The organism is Halomonas litopenaei (genome assembly GCF_003045775.1).
GTDB classification, from domain to species: domain Bacteria; phylum Pseudomonadota; class Gammaproteobacteria; order Pseudomonadales; family Halomonadaceae; genus Halomonas; species Halomonas litopenaei.
The window spans coordinates 16,303-39,452 of sequence record NZ_PXNS01000016.1 but is presented as its reverse complement, the minus strand read 5'-3'; the positions used below and the strand labels follow the sequence as shown (position 1 = coordinate 39,452).

Annotated in this window: 19 protein-coding genes and 1 pseudogene; 7 read left to right on the top strand and 13 right to left on the bottom strand. The window is 59.6% G+C overall.

Annotation, left to right across the window (positions count from 1 at the left end):
* The first annotated feature begins 106 nt into the window (after nucleotides 1-106).
* The gene (locus C6W88_RS19425; RefSeq protein ID WP_108133672.1) at nucleotides 107-1,522 is read left to right on the top strand and encodes a sigma-54-dependent transcriptional regulator; all 1,416 of its coding nucleotides are present in this window, start codon (nucleotides 107-109) and stop codon (nucleotides 1,520-1,522) included.
* A 174-nt stretch (nucleotides 1,523-1,696) separates the two neighbouring features.
* Here C6W88_RS19425 and C6W88_RS19420 read toward each other — a convergent pair whose 3' ends face one another.
* Both C6W88_RS19420 and C6W88_RS19415 read right to left on the bottom strand, forming a co-directional pair.
* Complete coding sequence (locus C6W88_RS19420) at nucleotides 1,697-3,955, bottom strand: ATP-binding protein (protein ID WP_108133671.1); 2,259 nt, start codon at nucleotides 3,953-3,955, stop codon at nucleotides 1,697-1,699.
* A 3-nt stretch (nucleotides 3,956-3,958) separates the two neighbouring features.
* A complete protein-coding gene (locus C6W88_RS19415; RefSeq protein ID WP_045993821.1) occupies nucleotides 3,959-4,474 on the bottom strand; it encodes a putative pterin-binding protein in 516 nt (171 codons plus the stop codon).
* A 117-nt stretch (nucleotides 4,475-4,591) separates the two neighbouring features.
* Between C6W88_RS19415 and C6W88_RS19410 the strand changes: the two genes are divergently transcribed.
* Nucleotides 4,592-5,284 carry a response regulator transcription factor gene (locus C6W88_RS19410; RefSeq protein WP_108133670.1) on the top strand — a complete coding sequence of 231 codons (693 nt, stop codon included), beginning with the start codon at nucleotides 4,592-4,594 and terminating at the stop codon, nucleotides 5,282-5,284.
* A gap of 186 nt (nucleotides 5,285-5,470) precedes the next feature.
* Here C6W88_RS19410 and C6W88_RS19405 read toward each other — a convergent pair whose 3' ends face one another.
* Nucleotides 5,471-6,268 carry an OBAP family protein gene (locus tag C6W88_RS19405; protein WP_231498712.1) on the bottom strand — a complete coding sequence of 266 codons (798 nt, stop codon included), beginning with the start codon at nucleotides 6,266-6,268 and terminating at the stop codon, nucleotides 5,471-5,473.
* 439 nt (nucleotides 6,269-6,707) lie between these two features.
* On the opposite strand from C6W88_RS19405, the gene C6W88_RS19400 reads away from it, so the two are divergent.
* Both C6W88_RS19400 and C6W88_RS19395 read left to right on the top strand, forming a co-directional pair.
* Nucleotides 6,708-7,496 (top strand): CmcJ/NvfI family oxidoreductase, encoded by a 789-nt coding sequence (locus C6W88_RS19400; protein ID WP_108133668.1) that lies wholly within the window; start codon nucleotides 6,708-6,710, stop codon nucleotides 7,494-7,496.
* Between the two features lie 192 nt (nucleotides 7,497-7,688).
* A complete protein-coding gene (locus tag C6W88_RS19395) occupies nucleotides 7,689-8,438 on the top strand; it encodes a 2OG-Fe(II) oxygenase family protein (RefSeq protein ID WP_108133667.1) in 750 nt (249 codons plus the stop codon).
* A 138-nt stretch (nucleotides 8,439-8,576) separates the two neighbouring features.
* Here the strand turns inward: C6W88_RS19395 and C6W88_RS19390 are convergent, their stop codons facing one another.
* Nucleotides 8,577-9,491 carry a LysR family transcriptional regulator gene (locus tag C6W88_RS19390; RefSeq protein ID WP_108133666.1) on the bottom strand — a complete coding sequence of 305 codons (915 nt, stop codon included), beginning with the start codon at nucleotides 9,489-9,491 and terminating at the stop codon, nucleotides 8,577-8,579.
* A 183-nt stretch (nucleotides 9,492-9,674) separates the two neighbouring features.
* Here C6W88_RS19390 and C6W88_RS19385 point away from each other — a divergent pair, with 183 nt between their 5' ends.
* Both C6W88_RS19385 and C6W88_RS19380 read left to right on the top strand, forming a co-directional pair.
* A complete protein-coding gene (locus C6W88_RS19385; RefSeq protein ID WP_108133665.1) occupies nucleotides 9,675-10,133 on the top strand; it encodes a YeeE/YedE family protein in 459 nt (152 codons plus the stop codon).
* Nucleotides 10,130-10,543, top strand: a complete 414-nt coding sequence (locus C6W88_RS19380) for a DUF6691 family protein (RefSeq protein WP_108133664.1) — start codon at nucleotides 10,130-10,132, stop codon at nucleotides 10,541-10,543. Before C6W88_RS19385 ends, C6W88_RS19380 begins: the two co-directional genes overlap by 4 nt.
* A gap of 251 nt (nucleotides 10,544-10,794) precedes the next feature.
* On the opposite strand, the gene C6W88_RS19375 is transcribed toward C6W88_RS19380, so the two are convergent.
* Entirely contained in the window at nucleotides 10,795-11,151 is a 357-nt protein-coding gene (locus C6W88_RS19375) for a nucleotide pyrophosphohydrolase (RefSeq protein ID WP_108133663.1), read from the bottom strand.
* A 489-nt stretch (nucleotides 11,152-11,640) separates the two neighbouring features.
* Between C6W88_RS19375 and C6W88_RS19370 the strand changes: the two genes are divergently transcribed.
* Complete coding sequence (locus tag C6W88_RS19370; protein ID WP_108133662.1) at nucleotides 11,641-11,928, top strand: CopG family ribbon-helix-helix protein; 288 nt, start codon at nucleotides 11,641-11,643, stop codon at nucleotides 11,926-11,928.
* A 195-nt stretch (nucleotides 11,929-12,123) separates the two neighbouring features.
* On the opposite strand, the pseudogene C6W88_RS22140 reads toward C6W88_RS19370, so the two are convergent.
* The 8 genes and pseudogenes from C6W88_RS22140 to C6W88_RS19320 all read right to left on the bottom strand — a co-directional run bounded on the left by C6W88_RS22140 (nucleotide 12,124) and on the right by C6W88_RS19320 (nucleotide 22,975).
* A pseudogene (locus tag C6W88_RS22140) lies at nucleotides 12,124-12,758 on the bottom strand (ISL3 family transposase).
* 504 nt (nucleotides 12,759-13,262) lie between these two features.
* On the bottom strand, nucleotides 13,263-13,577 hold the full coding sequence (locus C6W88_RS19345) for a hypothetical protein (protein WP_108133659.1): 315 nt from the start codon (nucleotides 13,575-13,577) through the stop codon (nucleotides 13,263-13,265).
* 246 nt (nucleotides 13,578-13,823) lie between these two features.
* The gene (locus C6W88_RS19340; RefSeq protein WP_108133658.1) at nucleotides 13,824-17,039 is read right to left on the bottom strand and encodes a type I restriction endonuclease subunit R; all 3,216 of its coding nucleotides are present in this window, start codon (nucleotides 17,037-17,039) and stop codon (nucleotides 13,824-13,826) included.
* An 873-nt stretch (nucleotides 17,040-17,912) separates the two neighbouring features.
* Complete coding sequence (locus C6W88_RS21730) at nucleotides 17,913-18,350, bottom strand: DUF3800 domain-containing protein (protein ID WP_258183974.1); 438 nt, start codon at nucleotides 18,348-18,350, stop codon at nucleotides 17,913-17,915.
* Nucleotides 18,351-18,412: 62 nt separating this feature from the next.
* Complete coding sequence (locus tag C6W88_RS22135; protein WP_375038456.1) at nucleotides 18,413-18,652, bottom strand: DUF3800 domain-containing protein; 240 nt, start codon at nucleotides 18,650-18,652, stop codon at nucleotides 18,413-18,415.
* 20 nt (nucleotides 18,653-18,672) lie between these two features.
* A complete protein-coding gene (locus tag C6W88_RS19330) occupies nucleotides 18,673-19,602 on the bottom strand; it encodes a GIY-YIG nuclease family protein (RefSeq protein WP_108133657.1) in 930 nt (309 codons plus the stop codon).
* A complete protein-coding gene (locus tag C6W88_RS19325) occupies nucleotides 19,599-20,990 on the bottom strand; it encodes a restriction endonuclease subunit S (protein ID WP_108133656.1) in 1,392 nt (463 codons plus the stop codon). Before C6W88_RS19325 ends, C6W88_RS19330 begins: the two co-directional genes overlap by 4 nt.
* Complete coding sequence (locus C6W88_RS19320) at nucleotides 20,987-22,975, bottom strand: HsdM family class I SAM-dependent methyltransferase (RefSeq protein ID WP_108133655.1); 1,989 nt, start codon at nucleotides 22,973-22,975, stop codon at nucleotides 20,987-20,989. The genes C6W88_RS19325 and C6W88_RS19320 overlap by 4 nt, the downstream gene beginning before the upstream one ends.
* Nucleotides 22,976-23,150 lie beyond the last annotated feature (175 nt).

Sequence of the window (23,150 nt, the reverse complement as noted above, 5' to 3'; positions counted from 1 at the left end):
ATCGGACGGCGCACTGAAAGATGGCGACGCACGCATCCAAAGAGCACCTCGAGTGACAACTCGTACAAGCTCTGAAACCGGCTTAGAGCCAGCCAAGGGTATTGCCATGACGTCTTACAATGCGCAGGAGCATCACCTTACTTCAACCACATGTCTCCCCAAGCCTGGAGTGCTGATCATCGTAGTCGAGGATGACACCGATACCGCTCACCTCTATCAGACCATCCTGGCCACGCGTTACCACCACGTGGCCGTCTGCCACAGCGGTAGTGAAGCCGTCGCCAGGCTGGTCAGCCACCAAGGCCCTGCCGTAGTGGTACTGGACTACCACCTTCCCGACATGACCGGTATCGAAGTCATGGCCACCTGTCGTGACCTTGAACACCCAGTCGACTGCATGATGGTGTCCGCCGACCGCCTGAACGACCAGGAGGCCGGATGCGGCGAGGCGATACGTCTGACCAAGCCGCTCGGCTGTCAGACGCTGCTGCAGTGGACCGCAAAGCTCGTGCACAAGGTACAGACTGCAGTTCACGGCGAAGGCCCCGGCGACCATGCCCCCGAAAATCTGCTGATCGGTCAGAGCGCCGCCATGCAACACCTCCGCACGCTCATCCCACGCTTGGCGCAGTCGCGTTCTCCCTTGTGGCTACACGGAGAAAGCGGGACCGGAAAGGAACTCGCAGCGCGCAGTGTGCACTACTGCAGCCCAAGATCCTCCGGTCCGTTTGTGGCCGTTAACTGCGCAGCATTTCCCGAGGCACTGATCGAATCCATGCTCTTTGGTCACGTCAAAGGAGCCTTCAGTGGTGCCACGCGGGATCACAAGGGTTTCTTCGAAGCGGCCGACCAGGGCACCCTGTTTCTCGACGAAGTCGGCGATATGCCACTGCCCTTCCAGGCCAAGCTGTTGCGCGCACTTCAGACCGGCACCATCACTCCCGTGGGAAGCACGCGAGACGTTCGTGTCGATTGCCGGGTGATCACCGCCTGCCACCGAGACTTGGCGCAGTCCGTGCGAGAGGGGGCGTTTCGGGAGGATCTCTATTACCGTCTCAACGTTCTGAGTCTTGCCTTGCCACCCCTGCGCGAGCGACAAGGGGACGCCTTGATGCTGGCAGATCACCTGCTGGAGTCGCTGGCCAGAGAAGAACGTATCGCAGTCTGCCCCCTGGATGAGGAGGCCAGAAACTGGATCCAGCAGCACGACTGGCCCGGCAATGTCCGAGAACTGGAAAATCGTCTGAGGCGCGCCTTGCTGCTATGCGACGGAAAAGCGATAACGGTCAACAACCTGATGCTGAACGATGACGAGCGCCTTCCGTCCGCACTCCCGCCCTCGCAAGCGCCGTCTGGCGTCGGTATACACTTCAGCCCAGGTCGCATGACCTTGCGCCAGATAGAAGACGCGGCCATCGAAGCGACTCTGGAAGCCTGCGACGGCTGTATAGAACGCGCCGCCCGGCAACTCGGAGTGGCGGCGTCCACCTTGCACCGACGGCGCAGGCGCCAGGCCGCCTGAGGCATGTCGAGACCAGCGGCCCGGACACCAGCAAACTCACACACTGTCCTCAGACAAACCTGGGGCGGACGCCGGTCCCCGCCTCCTCGGTACCTGACATGGGACACTCGAACGCCAAGGTCCATCGCCGATGACACTGCGACAAGACCTTATGCATCGGTGCTGCTAGGCCGCTCAGGACAGATCGACACCCCTGCCACGCCATTGGCAAACCGCGTCACTACCCCCGCGCTCGATACGGGCAATTTGCTCGCGACAGTGCGACATTTTTGCCTTCGGCGCCAACTGCTCCAGGCGCGCCGCTTCCGCGGCAAGCTGCCGACACCCCAACGAGGCCGCCGCGCCCTTGAGCGAGTGCGCCTCGCGTTTGATCCGCTCACGGTCACTGCCATCGACAGCCTCGCGCAACGCTTCGACCCGACCATCGAGTCGAGAGAAAAACGCTGCGAGCAGCGACTTCAACGTCTCATGCTCCAGGCTCTGCTTGAGTTCGATCACGGTGTCAGCATCCAGGCCGCCCCTCCCGACGCAGCTGTGATCCTGCACGGGCCTGGCGGCGTCAACATCGGCAACCTGCTCGGGCGCGTAGTCAAAAGGCACGACATGCAAAGCAGCCTGACGGCGCCTGGGTGGGTAAGCGCGAAGGACATCGGCCAGCTCCAGCCGCGTGAAAGGCTTGCTCAGAATGTCGTCCATTCCCGCATCACGACATGCCTGCCGATGCTCCGGCATGACATTGGCCGTCATGGCCACAATAGGCAGGTGGCCCTCGCCCTCTTCGGCACGAAAGCGCCGAGTCGTCTCCACGCCATCCATGCAGGGCATCTGCATATCCATCAGCACCAGGTCATAGTCCTTGCACTTCATCGCAGCCAGCCCCTGCTCTCCGTCTTCGACAAGGTCGAAGGTCTGACCGAGGCGCTTGAGCAAAGCGGCCACCAGATCCCGGTTGACAGGGTTGTCTTCCACCACCAGCAGATGTCGTGAGGCCAGTGCTTCAGACGGATCGTCGAGCAGACGCTCGCTGACACCCTCGGCGGCGCTCAGTGGAAGACAAAAGCGAAAGACGCTGCCCAGGCCCGGCATGCTGTTCAATTCAAGGTTTCCCCCCATGGCTTCTATCAGCCGGTAGCAAATCGCCAGGCCAAGACCGGTCCCCTCGTGACGGCGCGACAGAGATGTATCCACTTGCGTGAATGGCTCGAAAAGCGCGGCCTGGGCCTGTTTGTCGATTCCGACTCCAGTATCACGCACCTCGAAGATGATCGACGCAGGCTTTCGCGATTGGACAGCGAGCGTAATGCTGCCCGCCTGGGTGAACTTGAAGGCGTTGTCCATCAGGTTCATCAGCACTTGTCGTAGGCGGGTCGCATCACCGATCACCACCGCAGGCAAGTCATCACCTAACTGCACGATAAACGACACGTCTCTGGTCTGACGTGATCGATATCCTTCGGCAAGCCTCGCGACCATCCGCGTCAAGGGAAATGGAGAATGGTCAAGATCAAGACGTCCGGCCTCGATCTTCGAGTAGTCCAGTACGTCATTGATGACCGCGCGCAGCGAGGCGGTGCTTTCCCTCAGGGTCGCAAAGTGCTGCTCACGCTTTTCCTGGCAGCGCTCATCCTCGAGCACATCGAGCATGCCCACCACACCATTGAGCGGGGTGCGGACCTCGTGACTCATGATCGCCATGAATTCCGACTTGGCCTGACTCGCCGCTTCTGCCTGCTGCACAGCACGCTGAAGTTCCTGAGACTGCTGCTGCAGACGCTCACCGTGGCGAGCACGAGAGCGCGCCTCGCGCCACAGCGCCATGACAAGATAAGTTCCTGCCAGCATGATCAATATCATCAGCACGAACAGCAGGACGTACACCCGCAGCATGCCCTGCCGGGTCTGTTCACGAACGCTCGCGAGCGCCTTGTTATGGTCGAGCAGCAACCGTTCCGCATCGTCACGCATGGCGCTGATCAGCTGTGACAATTGCCGGCGCTGAGCAGGCAGCGGTGCCAGCGCTTCCTGATAGAGTGGCTGCAGCAGTACATCAATATCTTCAAGGCGGGCATCGAGGTGCCACAATGCTTCGAGGAGCTCAGGTTGTGAAGCCAGATATTCTCGATATTGTCCTTGCTGCAGCAGCTTTATCCGGCCGTAGAGAATGTCGAAACGCTCCATCAGCCGGGTCCAGGAAGAAAGCTCGCCACGAGTACCTGATACGCCGTGCGTCAGCTGGCTGTCCACCTGCTCCAGCGCCACTTCGACTTCACGTGATTGACGATCCAGTTGATAGATCGCCCAGGTGACGTTCTCCAGCCCTTCATGTCGCAGTCGATCGTGACGCTGGAAAGCGGTCACACCAATGACAAGACAGGCCGCGAACAGCAAAAGTGCCGCTGCCGCGGATAACTTGAGACCGCGCGCCTCCTTCATCGACTAGTTGTCGTATACATCAATGGCGGCTACCTGCCAGACGGAGCGGGTGAGATAGGTCTCGGTCAGTAGATCGGGATTGTCATCGAACGGGTAGACGATAAAGAGAGGCCCTTGTTCGCGAATGCTCATCGGCTCACCATCCTTGTGGGTCGCCAGCACGACCCCATGTTCAGCAAAGTCAGAGGCCGGCACATCGGCGGCGTAATCGTTCAGCGCGGTGACGCGCAGATCACTCCCTTGTGCTCCCACCTCCGCCAGCAAGGCGACGCCCAGCGGTCCACTGAAGGACACCTTCCCCTCATGCCAGGGAGTCTGTGTCACGATCTCGCCCTGCTCGAGGCTCGCCAACATGGCCATGTCGAAATGTGCCTCGTCACCGACATTGGTCTGGGTGATGTCACCGCTCACCACCAGTACCGTCTTGCCGGCAGGCGACTCCAGCGCCATTGCCTGATTCGCAACAAGCCCAACCGCCAGGACCAGCAGGACAGGAGTCTTGCACCACAAGGTCTTCATCGACGCATCTCCAAACGTTTGAGCACTTACCTATTCGGTATATGCTAATTTTGGATGTAGGTTTGTGAAACTTTGTCAAACCTGCTCCTGCGAGGCACCAAGACAGGAAACTTCGGTATGCGCATCGCTATCCTCGAAGACGACCCCGACCAGCAGGCTTTGATCGCCGCGGCGCTAGGCGACGGCACAGCCACGCTGACCCCCTTCACCACGGCCCACGACCTGTTTCGGGCAATGCAGAACACAAGTTTCGAGCTACTGGTGCTCGACTGGCGTTTACCGGAGGTCGATGGGTTCGAAGTGCTTGAGACCTTGCGCAATGCGTATCAGTGGCCAGGCGCGGTGCTGTTCATTACTGCCGACGACGCCGAAGACAACGTCGTCCGAGCCCTCGGGGCAGGGGCCGATGACTTTCTGCACAAGCCGCTGCGGGTCCCCGAGCTCAGGGCTCGGATCGAAGCCCTGGGTCGCCGGCTAGGTCACGTAGACAGCGTTGGAACGACGCTGTTCGAATGCGGCCCCCTCCAGCTCGACCTGACGGCAGGGATCATCCGCCTGCATGGCGATATCGTCGAGCTCACCGATCGGGAATATCGGCTGGCTGCCCTGTTTCTCCAGAATCCCGGTCAGCTCTTCACGCGCGCCTATCTGCTTGAGCGAATCTGGAGCGTCAGTGGTGACCTCAATACCCGTACCGTCGACACCCACATCAGCGGCCTTCGGCGCAAGCTGAAGCTGGATGGGCAACAGAACCACCGACTCAAGAGCGTCTATCAACAAGGTTATCGTCTTGAACTGAGCCAGCACTAAACCTCTGCCACGCGACGCCCCCTCCTCCGAGCCCCGCCAAGGCAACAACACGACGCGACAACCAACTGTGGGCCATCTGTCGCGTTTGTAGCGCGGCATGCGTCAACCCGGTAGTTAAACCGAGACCAAGAGGATGGTCAGCGCCGCGCGAAACATCAGCGCAGCCGACCGATAAGGCGGTGAACATCACTCGCTGGACTTGGCTTCCACACCGGGAATGGGCTGGGTTGACCTGGGAAACTGTCCTTTCAACACATCAACACCCGACTGGGGATTGGCCAGCGGCACCAGATCTTGCCGGGCCTGACGCCGCTCCTCTGTGTCGATCCCCATACGTTGGTCTCGATCTTCGACCAGGCCTGGCTGCGGCTCTCCGGTACGATTAAAGGACCAAGCCAGCTCGGGCTTACCCAGTGGCAACGCCTGGTCTTCTTCATCGCTGTGTGAACTGCTCCATGTATGCCACGTCTTGCCATAGCTGTTCATCTTGGATTGCATCAGCTCATGATCAGCGGCTTCAGGCAGGTTGGGAGCGACCAATTGGCCAGACAGAATCTCGCCGTTATGGGGATGCCAATATTGCTTCTCTTCTTCAGGCAGGCTCTCAAAAACGCTTTCGGATATGATGTATTCCACCCCGGTGAGGTGGGCATCCGCGGTATTTCCATCGTAAAGCGCACACTGCATGAAGTCTTCATTGACCTGCTGGCAGAAATGATGCGCTTCGAATTGATGGCTTGGCTCATCTTTCATGGGATGGAAGCCAACAAGATATATATTGAGCTGATCCGTCGGTGCATCGGTCTGCAATGCACTGGCTCCTGCCTCCAGCACATTGGTCTTGGTGCTTTCTGGCTGTCCGGGCACGTCGGCTGCAGGGCCCGTCTCGGCCATACCGGTACAGCCGTTTAGAACGACGACACACAGAGCCGCTGACGCACCGCGATAAAACACTGGAGTTACAGGCACACGCTTATCTTTCATGACCATTCCCTTGGCACGATGAATATCACGCTCACCCATCGCATTATCTGACAGATGCGACTGGATGACGTCTTTGCAATAGCATCACGACTATACAAGCCGGCCCTTATCTACATCAACACGCCGAATGCCAACTGTATATGACGTCAGCCTTGCTCTTGGCGGCTCTCCCAGCCGTTGTTTATCAGTTACTTAGCGGCTTCTGGGCATCGGGATGAGGACGGAGACGGAGACAACATGCGGAAGCCACGGACAGTTGTCAGCCGTTGATTATTGCCATTCGTGCAATAACAAATTGCAGACAGGCGCCTTTTTTGTGTCTGCACCAATGCACTAAGCTCGCGAACCAGCCTGTTGGACTCGCCACAGCACAGGCGGCCGGCCCAAGTGCATGTCAGTGCTCATCCTCTGACGACTCATCGTGAAGGAGGTCTCGATCATGTCAGCGCCCATCCTTACCCGCTTGGCGTTCGTCAATTATCAGCTCGATCGCCCGGAAGGTCTGCAGATCAAGGTGGACCCGGACGGCGAGACCGGTCGGCGCATTGAGCCGAAGCATGATCGCCAAAGCGTCAGCTTGCAGGATCTGCGCGCTACTCAGCCAAGCTTCGCGTCCCAGGGCCTGCTGTTTCTCGATACGCCCGAGCTTGCCGTGGATGTACGCGACGCCAAGGCGCGCGACCGCCTGCACACGCCAGCCATCGAGGTGTTGCTCAAGCAGCAGCTCGGTGTCAGTGAAGTGCATGTGTTCGACCACACCCTGCGCGGCTTCGAAGGTGAACGCGTGCCGGCGCAGCATGTGCATGTCGACTACTCGCCACGCTCTGGCCCGCAGCGCGTGCGCGATCTGCTGCCGCCCGAGCAGGCGGAGCATTGGCTGAGCGGCCACTACGGCATCGTCAATGTCTGGCAGCCCGTCGAGCAGGCCGTCGCGCGTGACCCGCTGGCATTCGCCGATACCCAAAGCGTGCACCACGAGGACTGGGTCAACATCGACATCCTCTATCCAGATCGCTGCGGCCAGATCCAGGGCCTCGTCCATAATCCGGATCACCGCTGGTACTTCGTCTCACATATGCGCCCCGACGAAGCCATCGTCTTCAATGCCTTCGACAGCGCCGGCAAGCCACCGGTCGCGCATACCGCGGCCGAGCTGCTCGACACGCCCGAAGATGCGCCCACACGCACCAGCCTGGAGACGCGGGTATTGGTCCGCTATCCCGACTGAGGTGCAGCGGCCGTTGGTAGCGGCTGAGCGCCAAGGGCAACATGGCGGATACCGGGCCCATCCAGGTAGCTGACTATTTCTCCTCGGTACCGGCACTCACCGCCAGTTGACGGTCATCCAGGCCTTCCTCCCGGCAGGCATCGCTGTCCCCACGTTTTCGTCTCACATTCTTTGTCATTCAGGAGCTTTGCCATGAGCTTGTCATTCCATGTCGTCAGCCACGAACGCGGCTTCTCCCCCACGCCCCTGCCCATCTGGACGGACAACGGCGACGTGTCTGACCTCTTCGAAACCGACGCGACGCCTGAGGTTGTCCGTCAGGAGGTCGAGGGTGTCCCCGGCGCCTTCCAGCTGCTCAATGTGCTGACACCTGCCGAGGCCGACAACTTCGTTGCCGTTCTGGAGGACATGGGCTTCGAGGAAGATGCGCCCGTCTCCCTGCCGCGCTCGGTACGCCACAATCACAACGTCAACTGGATCGTCAGTGAAGCGGTCGATCAGGTCATCTGGCAGCGCTCGGCGCCGCGGGTCACCGAGCAGATCCAGGGCGAGGGAGCCAAAGGCATCAATGCGCGCTTTCGTGTCTATCGCTACGAGGCCGGCGACTTCTTCAAACCGCACACCGATGGCGCCTGGCCGGGCAGTCGCGTCATCAATGGCGAGGTCGTCCAGGACGCCTATCCGGGCCTGATGAGCCAGTACACCTTTCTTATCTTCTTAAGCGATGGCTACACTGGCGGACGCACCGAGTTTCTGGTCAGCCGCCGTGATCCCGACAAGCCGGCTCAGTCGCGGGACGATATCCAGACGGTCTCGGTCTCCACGCCCAAGGGTGGCGTACTGTGCTTCCCGCACGGCTCGCACCCGCAGCACTGCGTGCACGCCAGCGAGCCGATCCGCGACGGAGCCAAGTACATCATCCGCAGCGATATCCTCTACTGAGGACTCTCAGATGAGCACCATCTGATAAACACCGCCTGATGAGTATCGTCCAAGCAGTCGCGACGTGCGCACAGGGCTCGATCTCCCTTTAGATCGGTCCCTTCGTGTATGTGGACGGCGAACAGCGCTCACGCCTGGCTAGTGACAGGACAGCCGCTCGCGGCGGGCCAGCAAGAAGTCGATCCAGGCGCGCACGCGCGGGTTATGCTGATTCTCGCGCGCGTAGACGACATGGATACCGGTATCGAAATCCGATGAGGTGACCTGATAGTCCTCCAGCACCGGCATCAAGCGGCCGCTTGCCAGCTCTTCCCGTATGGCCCAGAGCGGTTGTACCACGACGCCGGCGGCGCCCAGCGCCGCCTGGGTGAGAATGTCGGCATTGTTGGTGCGCAACGCGCGGGCCCGCACCGAGATACGATGCTCCCGATCCCCTTGCACCAGCCGCCAGTGATGATTGGCGGTGGTATAGCTGAAGGTCAGCAGACGGTGCTGCTCCAGGTCTTCCGGCCGATGAATGGGGGGCTGGGCCGCGAGGTAAGACGGCGCGGCGGCCAGCACGAAGCGCTGATCACTGATGTGCCGCGCGATCAGGCTCGAATCTTCCAGGTGACCGATGCGCAGGGCCACGTCGAAGTGGTCCTCGATCAGATCCACACGCTGGTCGCTGCTGACGATATCCAGCGCCACCTCGGGATAGCGCTGCATGAACTCGCTCACCAGCGGCGCCAGATAGAGGCGTGAATAGCGCCACGGCACCGAGATACGCAGCGGCCCCGCGACGCGCTCACTCAGCGTCTCGAGCTCATCCTCCAGTTGTTCCACCTCGGCCAGAATGGCGCGAAAGCGGATCAGCGCTCGCTCTCCAGCGGGCGACAGCCGCACATGGCGAGTGGTGCGCACCAACAGCGGCTCGCCCAGCTGGCGCTCCAGATGATTGACATGACGCGTCGCCGTGGAACTGGCGATATCCAGCTCCCGCGCCGCCACATTGAAGCTCTGGTGCTCCGCCACCTTGAGAAAGGTGCGCAGGCGTTGAGTCAGTTCGTTCATGGTGCTCCTGCGAATCCTCGGCGCCCCTGTCGCGTGCCCCACAGGTCAGCCGGCCGGCCAATCACCTGACCAGTAGACTCGGCAGTCGATGGGCGAAGTTGCCTGGCGATGACGGTTGGCGATGGTCGGGCACGAGCATATCATCGTCGCAACGCTGGATGGCCGAAAGGGAGGACGAATGACATGGACATCATGAGCAGCATGAAAGGACTCGCCGGCGGCGTCCTGATCGGCCTCTCGGCAGTGATGCTGATGGCCTTTCTGGGACGTATCGCGGGTATCAGTGGCATCACGCGGGGAGCGCTTCTGGAATCAGGCCCGGACCACCGCTGGCGTATTGCCTTCGTGCTCGGGTTGATCAGCGGCCCGCTGCTCCTTGTGCTGTTCAATCTTGACTGGGGCAATGTGGCCGAGCGCTCAGATGCGCTGATCGGCAAACCCACCAGCGGGGGTCTGAGCATGATGTTCGCAGGCCTGCTGGTAGGCGTGGGAACCGGTATCGGGGGCGGCTGTACCAGTGGCCACGGCGTCTGCGGTATCGCTCGTCTTTCACCCCGCTCGCTGGTGGCCACTGTGGTGTTCGTGGCCGTCGCCATGCTGACGGTCTTCGTGAGCCAACACCTGCTGGGAGCGTCACCATGAAAGCGATCATCGGCTTCATCACCGGCCTGGTCTTCAGCCTCGGGCTGACACTCAGCGGCATGACCGATCCCGCGCGTGTCGTCGGCTTTCTCGACGTGGCCGGTGACTGGGACCCCACACTGATCTTTGTACTTGGCGGTGCCGTCATCACCACCTTCATCGGTTATCGCCTCGTCTGGCGGCGTGGCACTCCCCTGCTGGGCGAGCGCTTCCAACTGCCCAGGCGTCGCGATATCGATGGCCGCCTGCTGCTCGGCGCGGCCCTGTTCGGTGTTGGCTGGGGCCTGAGTGGTTACTGCCCCGGGCCTGCCATCGTCTCCAGCAGCGCCATGAGTCTGCCATTGGCGGGTTTTCTGCTGACGATGCTACTGGGCTGGTGGCTGGCCACACGCCTGACTCGCGGTCACTGATCCGAGTGCCACGCTTCGCCCAGCAAACGCCGGCCATCCGGCCGGCGTCACAACGGTGTCACACGGGATCTTGTGCGGCAGCTGGTTTATTTATCACTCTGAAATCGGAATAAAAGACCGCTTTTAGCAGATAATTTAAACCTAAGCCGAGTCTCTGGCACTGCTTGAGGCCAAAATCAGTCGGAGGAAGCTTGAGAGACGAGGCCAGGCTGAGAAGTCCGCTGCAGAGAACGAAACGGCCACACAGCATGTCAATCCTGATAGTGCGTGTACTTTTTCGCACTCCCCTTTACCTTATCTGCGGGATATTTCTCAGCATTCTTCTCCATCTTTGCCCGGCACGCCGCTTCGATATCCACGTCCAGCTTGCCTGCCAGCCGGAGCAGATAGAGCTGAACATCGGCGATTTCATCGCGCACGGCGGCCAGTTGCTGCTCATCCAGCTCCCTGGACTGCGCCTCGGTCAGCCATTGAAAGCACTCCTGCAGTTCAGCGGCCTCCACCGTCAGCGCCATGGCCAGGTTCTTGGGCGAGTGGAACTGATCCCAGTCGCGCTCGGTGGCGAACTGGTCCATAGCGTCACGAAGCTGCTTGAACGGGTCTGACATCTGGGGGCCACCTGGTTCTGCGGTATCGGATAGCGCTGAGCATGCCTGCTCTGCCGCTCGCTATCCAGCCAGCACCAACAAAGGCGACCATCCGGCTGGCGACTAGCTCACAGCACGAAGAGGAATTTTCCGATGCCAGTCAGGTCCCCGACCTTCTCGCTCTGATACAGCTTGATCGTGAAGCTGCCGCCGTGGTCCGGGCCCTCAATGGCGCGATGCTGCACCACAACGATCTTGCCTTGCCGTGTGTCACCAGGATTGGCGCGGACCAGACACCAGGCGCCGTTGGGGATGCGCCCTCACCGCACAAACGATGGTCTATCTACCATTGAGCAAAAACAGCGTGATATCCAGAGCCTGACGTGTGTCTCGAATAGTCGGTGCGATTCAGTACCGGTGGTGTACCTGTTCAGGGAAGATGCGAGTGGATGCATGGCATACTTCCCGTGCTATCCCGTGGTCACCGTGTAACACATGAGGATGTGTGTCATGAGCGATGCTACCTTCACCTTTCGGGTCGATGAGGGCCTGAAAGCAGAATTTGCCAGTGCAGCCAAGGCCCACGATCGGACCGGGGCACAGCTCCTACGCGACTTTATGCGCAACTATGTAGCCCAGCAGCAGGAAGCGCAGGACTATGATGCCTGGCTGATGTCCAAGGCGGAGCAATCACGAGCCTCGGCAGAAGCTGGCAATCTAATACCTGCCGCCGATGTGGAAGCCAGGTTTGCTGCCCGTCGTGCGTCTACCCGTGCTCGTCTGGCGAAGCCGAATTGATGGAGCTGGTCTGGACGCCAGAGGCGATGCAGGATCGTGACGACATTTACGATTACATAGCGCCAGAGAATCCGCTGGCAGCCTTAAGTTGTATGAACTGTTTTCAGAGAAGGCGGCACAGCTGGCAGGCCCCCTGGCAGCGGACTGCCTGGCGGTGCTCCGCGAGCTGGTTGTTCACCCCAGCTATATGTTGCTCTATGACGTTGTGGGGATGCAGGTGCGGATACTGGGTGTAGTGCACACAGCTCGCCAGTGGCCGCCTTCACTGGGATAAAAAGATTCTTCGTCACTTCGTGTGGATTTGACCTGATCCAGCATGCGCCACACAGGGCTGCCGATCAGGTAGATCATGGCGATGAAATTAGCCCCGTTCCGGTATCCACGTGCACCTGACCTGGCAGTCCGAAACAGTCCGTTCATACCTTCCAGCCGGGCGTTGCTCAGCCTCGCGTCCAACGCCTCATCAGTTGTTCAGCATGTCGCTTGAGTGTCGACAACGCTTTCGCCATCGGTTTGAGCAGCGGCTGATCACTGCCGGCCGCCTTAATGATCTTGAGATAGTTCGTAATGCGCCAACGGGCTCCGCGCGGCGTCGACGCCTTCTGAATCCAGCGAAGCTTCTCCTTTATCACATTGGCGTCGGCAGTGGCCCCCGGGTTGGCCACCAGTCCCTGGAACGCTGCCAGCTGCTTAGGCGTCACGTTCTCGTTTTCCAGGTTCTTCAGCAATGCCCAGCGCAGTGATTTGGGATGCCCCTTGTCTTGGCGTTCCTTCTTGCGAACCTCATCCAGAGCTTTGGTAAACGTCCGTACGATATGGAACCAATCCACGGTCACCTGGGCGGTGGGGCGACACCTTCATATCGAGTTGCTGATTCTTGAGCTCTCGTGGTCCTTCAAGCCCCAGGCCAAGGGGCAGAATCTGCGTACCGTCCATGCAATGCCTCCCCTTGTCGTGGAGGCCTTATCCTGCCCCAGCTCAGGGGGCGAATTTCACATCCAACTACGAAGAGCCACTTCTTGGTAGGGGTAACATCGGCGAGGTAGCACTTGAGGCCGGCTTAGAGCGTCATCCGTTCCGCGGCGCTGCGCTGGATACGCGATACAAAGATTTCACGTACGGTTTCTTCTTCGGTGCGGCGCGCCCAGTCCTGGTCGTCGTGCTTGAAGCAAAAACGTACAAGGAAGGGAGGGCGCTGGAGAGCCAGCCGATGTGCGCACGCGGACCCGGCGAGGTGGGAGTCAGTGGAAGCACGGCTGCCTAGGGTCGTTAGCGGGCTACATGACGGCCAAACGACGGCTATCGGCCGCGTACTATAGCGACTTATTAAAAGGTTAGGTCCGCTTTGGGTACACGTGATAGCGATCAGTACCCGTTTTCTCGATTACAACCCGACCCCCTGCCGCCAAATTATGAACCTCGAAAAACTCACCTACCCAAGCCCGACGGCGAAATATTTTCTTATCGCCTACGATGTCTGTGCGAACTGGAGACGTGATGCCGCTGTGAACTTCGAGAATCCTCGGTGCGAGGCTGCTGTCGTTGCTGCCTCCAATCGAATCTGGCGGGAAAAACTCGACCACCGACGAGAGGTAAAGGTGATTGTTGTTGATATTGCCTTGGGTTAGCTCGATTTCGACAAATTCCATTTTATGCTTCCTTCTACTTTTAACTGGTATTAGGTAGAGCGCGCGTTTTCCCACTTGAACGCGCATCCGCGTTCAACAATGTTATTCTGCGCGCTCTAACACGACTCCTTATATATTAAGCACAGGTTGGCAGCATACCAAGGATTATCGTGCATGCTGCATATCCCCAATGAACGTTCATGCTGCCTTTGTCGCCATGACCACTTTAGGTCGTTATCCCCCATAAGTGGCCTCTTACCTAGACTGCTACTCAGGACGCAAGTCACGGCTCGACCTCCCCGCCAGCAGCTTCAAAATCAACAGCGCAAACTGCCTCCCTGTCTCTTCGTCCTCCAGCAGCGGCATACTGAGCTTCTCGTGGTCGCTGAGGGCATCAAGCACAGCGTCGGTGACCTTCTTCGGGAAAAGGCCGTGCATCACCTGGTCTGCACTGTGGTTGCGGACCTGGGCCATCACCGCTTCGTCGCGCTCGATACGGTCGGCGATGCCGTTGGCGAAGTGCAACTTGTCTTCGTCGCTGACCTCGGCGCCGTAGAGATCGTTGAGGCGGTCGATGATCTCGGCCAGACGTTTCTTCTCGGGGTCGTGGGGCTTACCGGAGCCCACTTCGCTGACCGGGGTGAGGCCGTAGTCGCCTTCGGTCTCTTCCAGGCGCAGGCGCTTCTCCTCGCGCTTGGTAAGACGGTAGTGAGTCAGCTCCAGCTCACTGACGTCGATGCTCTCCTCCTCCAGCAGCCGGTCGGTGCGCAGCAGCGGGTGCAGATGGCGGGCGAAGACACACAGCTGCTCCAGCTCGGGGTCATCGAAGGTGACGATCTGGCTAAGGAACTCGTAGGTACGCACGAAGCTCTGCAGGTTCTTGCGGATAAGGTCGAGCTCGTCGCGGGTGGTGCCAGCGTCCTTTAGCTCCTGCTCGGCGCGTTTCAGGCCCTTGTCGTCGCCATTCTGCTCGGCGGCCTGGCGAGCCTCTTTCCAAACCTGGAGCTGCTCCAGGGCCAGCTGGTAGCGCTGCTTGAAGCGATCCTGGGCGGGGCGGCAATAGTAGCTGAGGCTGGAGGCCGGCGCCTTGGGGTCAAAGAAGACCTTGGCGAAGGCTTCCACCTCTGGCCAGTGATAGATTCCACTGGCGTCCAGGCCGCGCTGCAGGTCATAGACCACGTTGGGATCAGAAACGTCGGCCAGCTCGGCCTTGCGGTAATAAGGCGCGAAGGCGTCAAGGATTTCCTGCTCGTCATTGTAGAAGTCGAGGATGAAGGTCTGCTTACCGGGAAACAGCCGGTTGAGCCGTGAGAGGGTCTGCACGCAGTCCACATCACGCAGCTTCTTGTCGACGTACATGGCGCACAGCTTGGGCTGATCGAAGCCGGTCTGGAACTTGTTGGCGGCGATCATCACGTTGTAGTCGTCGGTGTCGAACGCCTCAGCCAGATCGCGGCCCTTAAGCCCGGGATTGAGCAGCTTGCTGGTCTCGGTGACCTCTTCGGGGATCTCCTCATCCGGTGGCACGCTACTGGAGAAGGCGACCATAGGGTGAACGTCGGCGTAGCCCTTCGCCACAATGTAGCGGCGCATGGCTAGCTGGTAGCGCACCGCTTCCTGGCGACTAGCGGTGACCACCATTGCCTTGGCCTGGCCATCGAGCAGGTGGCGGACGTTCTCGCGATAGTGCTCGACGATGACCTCAACACGCTGTGCAATGTTGTAGGGATGCAGACGCACCCACTTGGCCAGGGTCCGTGAGGCCTTCTTGGAATCGACTTCCTCGTCTTCCCCCTCGGGATGGGCAAGCTTCCAGGCGGTGCCGTAGGTGACATAGTTACGCAGCACGTCGAGGATAAAGCCCTCCTCGATGGCTTGGCGCATGGAGTAGAGGTGGAACGGCTCGGGCTTATTGTCGGCGCAAGCCGGTAGATCGGGATCCGGCGAACGGCCGAACAGCTCAAGGGTCTTGGCCTTGGGGGTGGCCGTGAAAGCGTAGTAGCTGATGCGCTCGCTGGGGCGGCGTGAGGCCACGGCAGCATCCAGCATGTCCTCTGCACTGATTTCTCCTGACTCCTCCCCGTTGGCCGCTCCGGCGGCAGCCAGCAGGGCCTTGAGCTTGCTGGCCGAGCTGCCTGTCTGCGAGGAGTGGGCCTCGTCGGCGATCACAGCGTAATGGCCCTCAGCAAGCTGAGGGCGCTTGTCCAGGGCGTCAAATAGCGCCGGGAAGGTCTGGATAGTGACGATGATGATGCGGGTTTTGCTGGCCAGCGCCTCGGCGAGCTGCTCTGACTTGCTCTTGCTGCCAACGTCACGGGTGATGGGGCGCACCACGCCGTGGGCATGCTCGAACTGATAGATGGTGTCCTGCAGCTGGCTGTCGAGTACCGTGCGGTCGGTGACGACGATCACCGAGTTGAACAGCTTCTTCCCGTCCTCGGCGTAGAGGTTAGCCAGCTGGTGTGCGACCCAGGCGATGGAATTGGACTTACCGGAGCCAGCACTGTGCTGCACCAGGTAGCGGTGCCCCGGCCCCTCAGCCAGGGTGACCTGCACCAGGCGATTGACCACCTCCCACTGGTGGTAGCGGGGGAAGATCAGCGTCTCCTTGGTGGTGCGCCGGCCGTGGAAGTCTTCGCTGGTCTTCTTCTCCAGGTGCAGGAAGCGACCGAGCACCTTCAGCCAGGCATCCGGCGCGAACACCTCCTCCCACAGGTAGGCGGTGGCGTAGCTCTGCTCGTCTTTCGCGGACGGATTGCCGGCGCCGCCCTCCACCGTGCCGCGGTTGAAGGGCAGAAAGTAAGTATCTTTGCCGGCCAGCTTCGTGGTCATGGCCACCTCGGCCTGACTCACCGCGAAATGCACCAGGGCGCCGCGCTTGAAGCTCAGCAGCGGCTCGGGCTTGCGGGTGACGGGGTCCTTTATCGGGCGGTCCTGGCGATACTGACGCTTGGCGTTCTCCACCGTCTGCTTGAACTGACTCTTGAGCTCCAGGGTGGCGGTGGGGATACCGTTGACGAACAGCACCAGGTCCAGCCGTGGATTGTAGTTCTGGCCGGCGCTCTCGCCCCCATTGCCCTTCTCGCGCGCGTGCGGCGAGTAGGATACCTCCGGCACCACCCGCAGGCGGTTGGCGCGGTAGCGGGCCAGCGAATCCGGATTCATGCCGTGATCAGGCTGGAAACTGCAGAGGTCGAACTTCACCCCCGGTACCTTGAAGCCGTGACGCAGCACCTCCAGGGTGCCGGCCTGCTCCAGCTCGCGGACCACTTTCTGCACAAACACCTTTTCCGGTGCCTGAGGGTTAGACTTGCAAAACTTTTCCCAGCGCTCGGGCCAGGCATCGCGTACGTAGCCGAGCAGATCTTCGGTATAGAGCGCCGTGGCGCGCTCAAAGCCGCTGGCTGTGCCAGCCTTCCAGCCGTGAGCCGTCATGGCATCGATGATGTCCTGCTGGAAGCGAGCTTCCCTGCTGTCCGCCATATTGTCCCCTGCGCTTGGCGTGATTATGCACAACAGCCTAGCGCGTCAGGGATATTTGGAGAAGGCTACTTAAGACAATGCATTGCCCTGAGAGGGTAGTCTTGCCAGTTTTCAGGGAAGGCCATTTCGGCCACTTGAATCGCTTGGCGGTTGATTAGGCCGATAGCCGTTCACGACGATGATGAAATACTCGCTCTAGATGCCGCCGCACGGTATGGCAAAAAGCAACGTTCCTAGATCTGCTTCCGTGAGAGGAGTGGGAGCGTACGCGATGATAGCTGGACACAGCGAACGAGGTGGTTTACCCGCTCTAGACCGATGGTGATCTCCTGCAGATTTAGTTATTTCTCTGAAAGTGGCGCTCTGTGGAGCGATGCCACGCGCATTTGTAAACTGCACTTCGCCACCAGCCACCAGCCACCAGCCACCAGCCACCAGCCACCAGAACAATACTAATGGTGCTTCAGCTAAGCGTCTCGATCAGCTCCGGATCATCCGCTGCTGGCTTGTTGACACGGCTGCTTGTCGGCCAATGGGTCAGCTGGTCGTAGGGCAGCATCGGGGTTCAACGGATCGCCGTCATCGTCCCGGGGTACCGCCGAAATTCAGGTGCCCGGCGTGACGTTGTCGCGGGACGTCAGCTCACCTTCGGACAGTAGCAGCTTTAGAGCGCGCTCCGGACTGTGGAAGTCGCTGTATAGGGCGTAGCAGCTGCACATAGTCTTGGAGCCTCTGTGACAAGAAGCGCTGAAAGCAGCCACAAGCACGTTCGTTTGGGTTGCCAGCAGCAGACCTCATGCCTATCATATGGACATGGATTGGGAATGCCCGATCGGCAAGGGGCCTCGGCGAATGCGTCGGGGCCTTTTGTTTTCAAGGATATACCTTCAGGCCCCACCCTTGGATCCGACCCGCCCGACTACGCCGGAATTTGCCATTCAAAATGTCGTAGGCTCGATTGGGTTGGCCCGGGTTCAATAGGTGCCGGCCTATGGGGCGTGCAACCATGTCGGCTAGCTGCAAGCCAGCCGAATTCACTTTCTTGCTGGCCATGACGATGTCCAAAGTTTCTGCAAGCCCCTCCATTCGTGATCGATCTTTTATGCGTCGAAATTCAAGCTCCAGAGCCTGATCCTCTTGCAGCCCTCTCTGCTCGAAAACCACATGCGTCAACTGACCACTCTGGCCTAGGGCTTGCAGCTCCATGAAAACACGCTCCAGCCCAAACTCCATCGCCACATGATATGGATTACCATCGACCCCATGTCGAGCGGAAAATTCATTTTTCATGATGCAGCTTGCCACCAGGATAAAGGGGGAGTTTGCAATAACATCAGAAAGATCGGAAAGAAAGTCACGCCTGACATTAGGGTTTAGAAGTATATCAAATGGCTTTCTTGACTTCGAATCTCAGCCTCATGCAAAACGACCATATCATGGCCAAAGTAACGAAACTTCAGCTCCTGTATTTTTGGAACAATCTGAGTGAGATAGTCACGTTTATGGATGATACAGAAGGCGAGGACAAAAACGGGGTAATCAGGGTTAATGTTCTTTAGACCATGATCTCCGCTTTCATCGACGTAAACAATATATTCTCCAAAATCCCCCATTCCCATCCTCAACCCTTTTCCTATTCACCTGCTTCATTGACCGCAGCACTCACCTGCAGGTCCTGCCATTCGCCGTAGGTCATGCCGCTACCCTCGGCTTTCCAGGAGATGCGGCCATTAGCGCTGCGTCCAGAGACCACCGCAGCGGCAGCGCTGGGGCTGCTGAAGCTCTGGTCCTCGTTGATGATCCGCGTGCCATCGCTTTCCACCAGCACTCCGTCCTCGCATAGCTGATTGTAGAGGCTCTGGTAACCTCGCTCGGTACCAACCCAGCTGCCCCGGGCCAGGGAACCCTTGAAGACGTAGAACTCGCCGTCGATCTCCTGCCCGGTGGCACGGATACCGTGGCGCGGCACTTCCAGGGTGAAGCGTGGTGATGCCTCGGGCTCGGCAGTCGTAGTCGCTTCGGGCTCTCTCGAAGGGCGGGAGGTCTCGCGCAGGAAGTCTAGGCCCAGCACCGGCAACACGGTGCGTATCTGCTCCATGAAGAACGCCATATCGGCGCGGTCCGACTCGGGCAGGTTGATGTACTCGTGGGCGGTGCCGTTGATCAGCTTGCAGCGGCTGACCTGGCCGGCGCTCTGGATCAGCAGGCTCTCCAGGTACTTCACGTGGGCCTTGGTGAGGTTCTGGTCCTTGCTGATGACCAGGCAGACCTTCTCCCAGAAGTCCTTGCCGCCCTTCTCCTCGGGGCGATTGTGCTGCTTGAGGCGGGTGCCGACGTCGTCGCTCTCGCCGATATAGACCAGCGGGCGCAAGCTGTTCTCGGGGTCCGGGCCGACCAGGAAGTAGATGCCGGTGCGACCGCACTCGGGGCGTTGCACCAGCTCACTGAGCTTGCTGCGCGGCCCAGTGAGCACATGGCCGGTCCAGTTCATGATCTCGGCGGTCAGCAGGCCGTTGGGCGTGCCGTCCACCAGAAAGAGCCGGATGCTGCGTCCTTGCGTCATACCGCCTCCGTTTGCTTGGTTACAGAGGTGGCTGATGAGCCCGCCGGCGGCTGCCAGCCGCGCACGTCGATCTTGCCGGTGACGGCGGCGGAGATCAGAGCAGAGCGGCGCTCTTGGAGCAAGTCGATATTGGCCTGAGCCTCAACCAAAAGGACATCGTGCTTGGCGCTTTCCCGCTTGATATGGCTAACGATTTCTTCTTGTTCCGCAACAGGTGGGGCCGGACATTCGATCATGCCTAACTTGCTTGCTTTGATGCCAAGGGCCGTAGAACCTGTGGCCAATGTTTCCATTCTAGCTTGGCAACTAGTACTCATTAGCCAATACATCAGGTAACTATTCATCATCACTCCCTCCCCCCCCTTAAATTTCACAATCCTTTGGGCCAAAGCAATATCTGTCCGATCTATTAGCGCCACTTGACCTAAGGGGGCTTCCATAGTGAAGAGCAAATCACCTATTTCTGGCTTCCCTCTCTCCAGCAATGACTTGGCTGACTCTGGATCTGCATACTCCTTTGACACCTCATAGTCGATTCGCCCATCGCGAATATTTTTGGCTGTAACAAGGAAAATGCCATCATCAACCTTTTTCGGGGTGCGGCCACGGTAGTCCACTACAGGGCCAATAAACTTCGTTAATCCACCAACCTCCCAATGCGCAGGCACCTCACCTAGCCACTCCACCCCGGAGTCCTTCATCGGCACATCGGGATCCAACCCCTTGGTGACGGCATGAGAGATCACCGCCTGTCGTTTCTCCTTGAGCAGCTCGATCAGTCGCTGTTGCTCTTCAACCAAAGCGTCGATGCGGGCGGTTTCGTGGTCGAGGAAGGCAACAATAGAGCTTTGCTCTTCCACGGAGGGCATCAAAATCCGAACGCTTCCCAGAAAACTTCTGCTTACCCTTTCTCTAGTCCCACCCCTGGATACAGAGGCCATAAACGATAGGTAAGGATCAGAGGAAAGGAAGTAAACGAGGAAATTTGAGCTAATCTCGCTTTTGGTTTTCAGGATGCATACATCCACTGACGTGATCATCCTCGCACCCAAATCAGGAGCTAGACAGGCGCGCCCAACCGGGTCTGCCAAGCGACATATCAAAACATCACCTGGAAAGAACTCCGTGCAATTAAGTTTGCTAAACGTCTCTTCCGAAATATAGCGAAACCCTTGCTCTCGGTACTTTCCTACACCTATATTTCCTGTTTGGATTAGTCTTACCCCTTCATCGGTTATGAAGGGTGTTTCCACCCAGTCTCCATCTGTAAAGCTATAAGCTTCTTGTTTAGCTGCGCCTCGAAGGGGAACCACCCCCCAATGCGCTGGCACCTCCCCCAACCACTCGACACGGGAGACCTTGTACTCGGGATACTTCGGAAACGTCATGCCGACAGCTCCTCGATCATCTGCTTGATACGATCGGTACAGGCCTTGAGGTCGGCGTCGATCTCCTCCAGCGGGCGCGGCGGGGTGAACTCATAAAAGTGCCGGTTAAAGGGGATTTCGAAGCCGACGATGCCGATGCGGCCATCCAGCGGGTCGCGCTTGTCCTCGTCGATCCAGGCGTCGGGGACGTGGGGTTTCACCTCGCGCTCGAAGTAGTCGAACACTGACTCGTCGAGCGGCACGTTCTCGTTATCGCGTAGCCCCGTGTCAGGCTCGGGGTTGCCCTTTTTGTCGAGGCATATGTCCGCATTCGGGTCGCGCTCGGAGAGCGCATTGAAAATCGCCTTCTGCAGCGGGGCGCCGACCTTCATGCCCTGCGGCAAGTGTTGCTTGAGCGCGGCCTTTAGTGCCTTGGTAAAGACCTCACGATTGGTCCAGAGCTGCTCCGGGTCCAGGGTCGCGCAGGCTGCCTTGATCGCCTCACGCTCGGCATCAATGAGCTTCTGAATCGGCTTCTCGTCGTCGAGCTTGGCCAGGCGCTCGGGGCTCGCCTGGAAGTTGAGGCGTAGCGGACGCTCCACGGTAATGCGCCGGTAGCCGAAGGCCTCCACCGGGAAAAGCTTGCTCTCCTCGTTTTCCTGGTTGGCGCCGTAGATACGCACGATCTCCTCGATATCGCGGTCGGCGACGAACTGGCGCTTGCTGCCCAGCGACTTGCGCATCTTGCTGGCCCGGCCGGTGGCGTTGATCAGCTGCACCTGGCCGCGTCGCTCGGCAGGCTTGTTGTTCGAAAGGACCCACACGTAGGTGGCGATGCCGGTGTTGTAGAATAGGTCGGTGGGCAGGCCGACGATCGCCTCCACCAGGTCATGCTGCAGCAGGTAGCGGCGGATCTCGGACTCGCCACTGCCGGCGCCCCCGGTAAACAGCGGTGAGCCATTGAGGATGATGCCGATACGCGAGCCGCCATCCTGGCGGGCGCGCATCTTGCTCACCAGGTGCATCAGAAACAGCAGCGAGCCGTCGGAGACCCGCGGCAGGCCGGGGCCGAAGCGGCCGTCGTAACCCTTGTGATTGTGCTCGTCGGTGATCGCCTTTTGCACCTTCTTCCACTCCACCCCGAACGGCGGGTTGGAGAGCATGAAGTCGAAGTGCTGGCCAGCCAGCTGGTCGTCGGAGAGGGTGTTGCCGAGCTTGATCTGCTCCACCGCCTGGCCCTTGATCAGCATGTCGGCCTTACAGATGGCGTAGGACTCGGGGTTGAGCTCCTGGCCGTGCAGCGAGACGGTCACGTCCTGGCTGACCTGCTGGATGTACTCGTCGCTCTCGGAGAGGAAGCCGCCGGTGCCCGCGGTGGGATCGTACACGGTGACAATGCCGTGGGGGCTCAGCTTGTCCTCCTGACCGGTCAGCACCAAGGAGGTGGTCAGGTGGACGATGTCCCGCGGAGTGAAGTGCTCCCCCGCCGTCTCGTTGGAGCTCTCGGCGAACTTGCGGATCAGCTCCTCGAACACCAGGCCCATGCCGTAATTGGAGAGCCGCTGCGGACTCATGTCGATGGAGGCGAAGCGCTGCACCACCTGGTAGAGCAGGTTGCTGGCCGAGAGCTGCTGAACGAAGCCCTCGAACTCGAAGTGCTCGAAGATCTCTCGGGCATCCTGGCTGAACGACTGCACGTAGCTCATCAGGTCGTCGGCGGTCTGGGTATCGGAGAGCGTACCCAGAGTCAGCGGCGAGGCGTTGAAAAAGGGCTGCTCCGCCGCACGCAGCAGCAGCTTCTCGCGCACCGCCTCGGGCTTGGCCTGGTGGGCGTGGGCGGCGTCGAGCACCTTGGCCTTGGTGGGCTCCAGTACACACTCCAGGCGCCTCAGCAGGGTAAAGGGCAGGATGATGCGACCATACTGGGACTGCTTGAAATCGCCGCGCAGCAGGTCTGCCACGGACCAGATAAAGGCTGCCAGCTGAGAGTGACTCTCCGTGTTCACGATGCTTCCCCACGTTTTGTGCAATTGAGAACTTGTCGGGGAGCATCATACACTGGAGGCAGGGCTTCCAGCAGTCCAGCCTTCAGGCATACCCACAGTGTGATTGACCAGATCACTCTCGGAGCTTGCATCACTCATCAGGCGCTTAATGAAGCAACCCGACTGACCTTTCCCC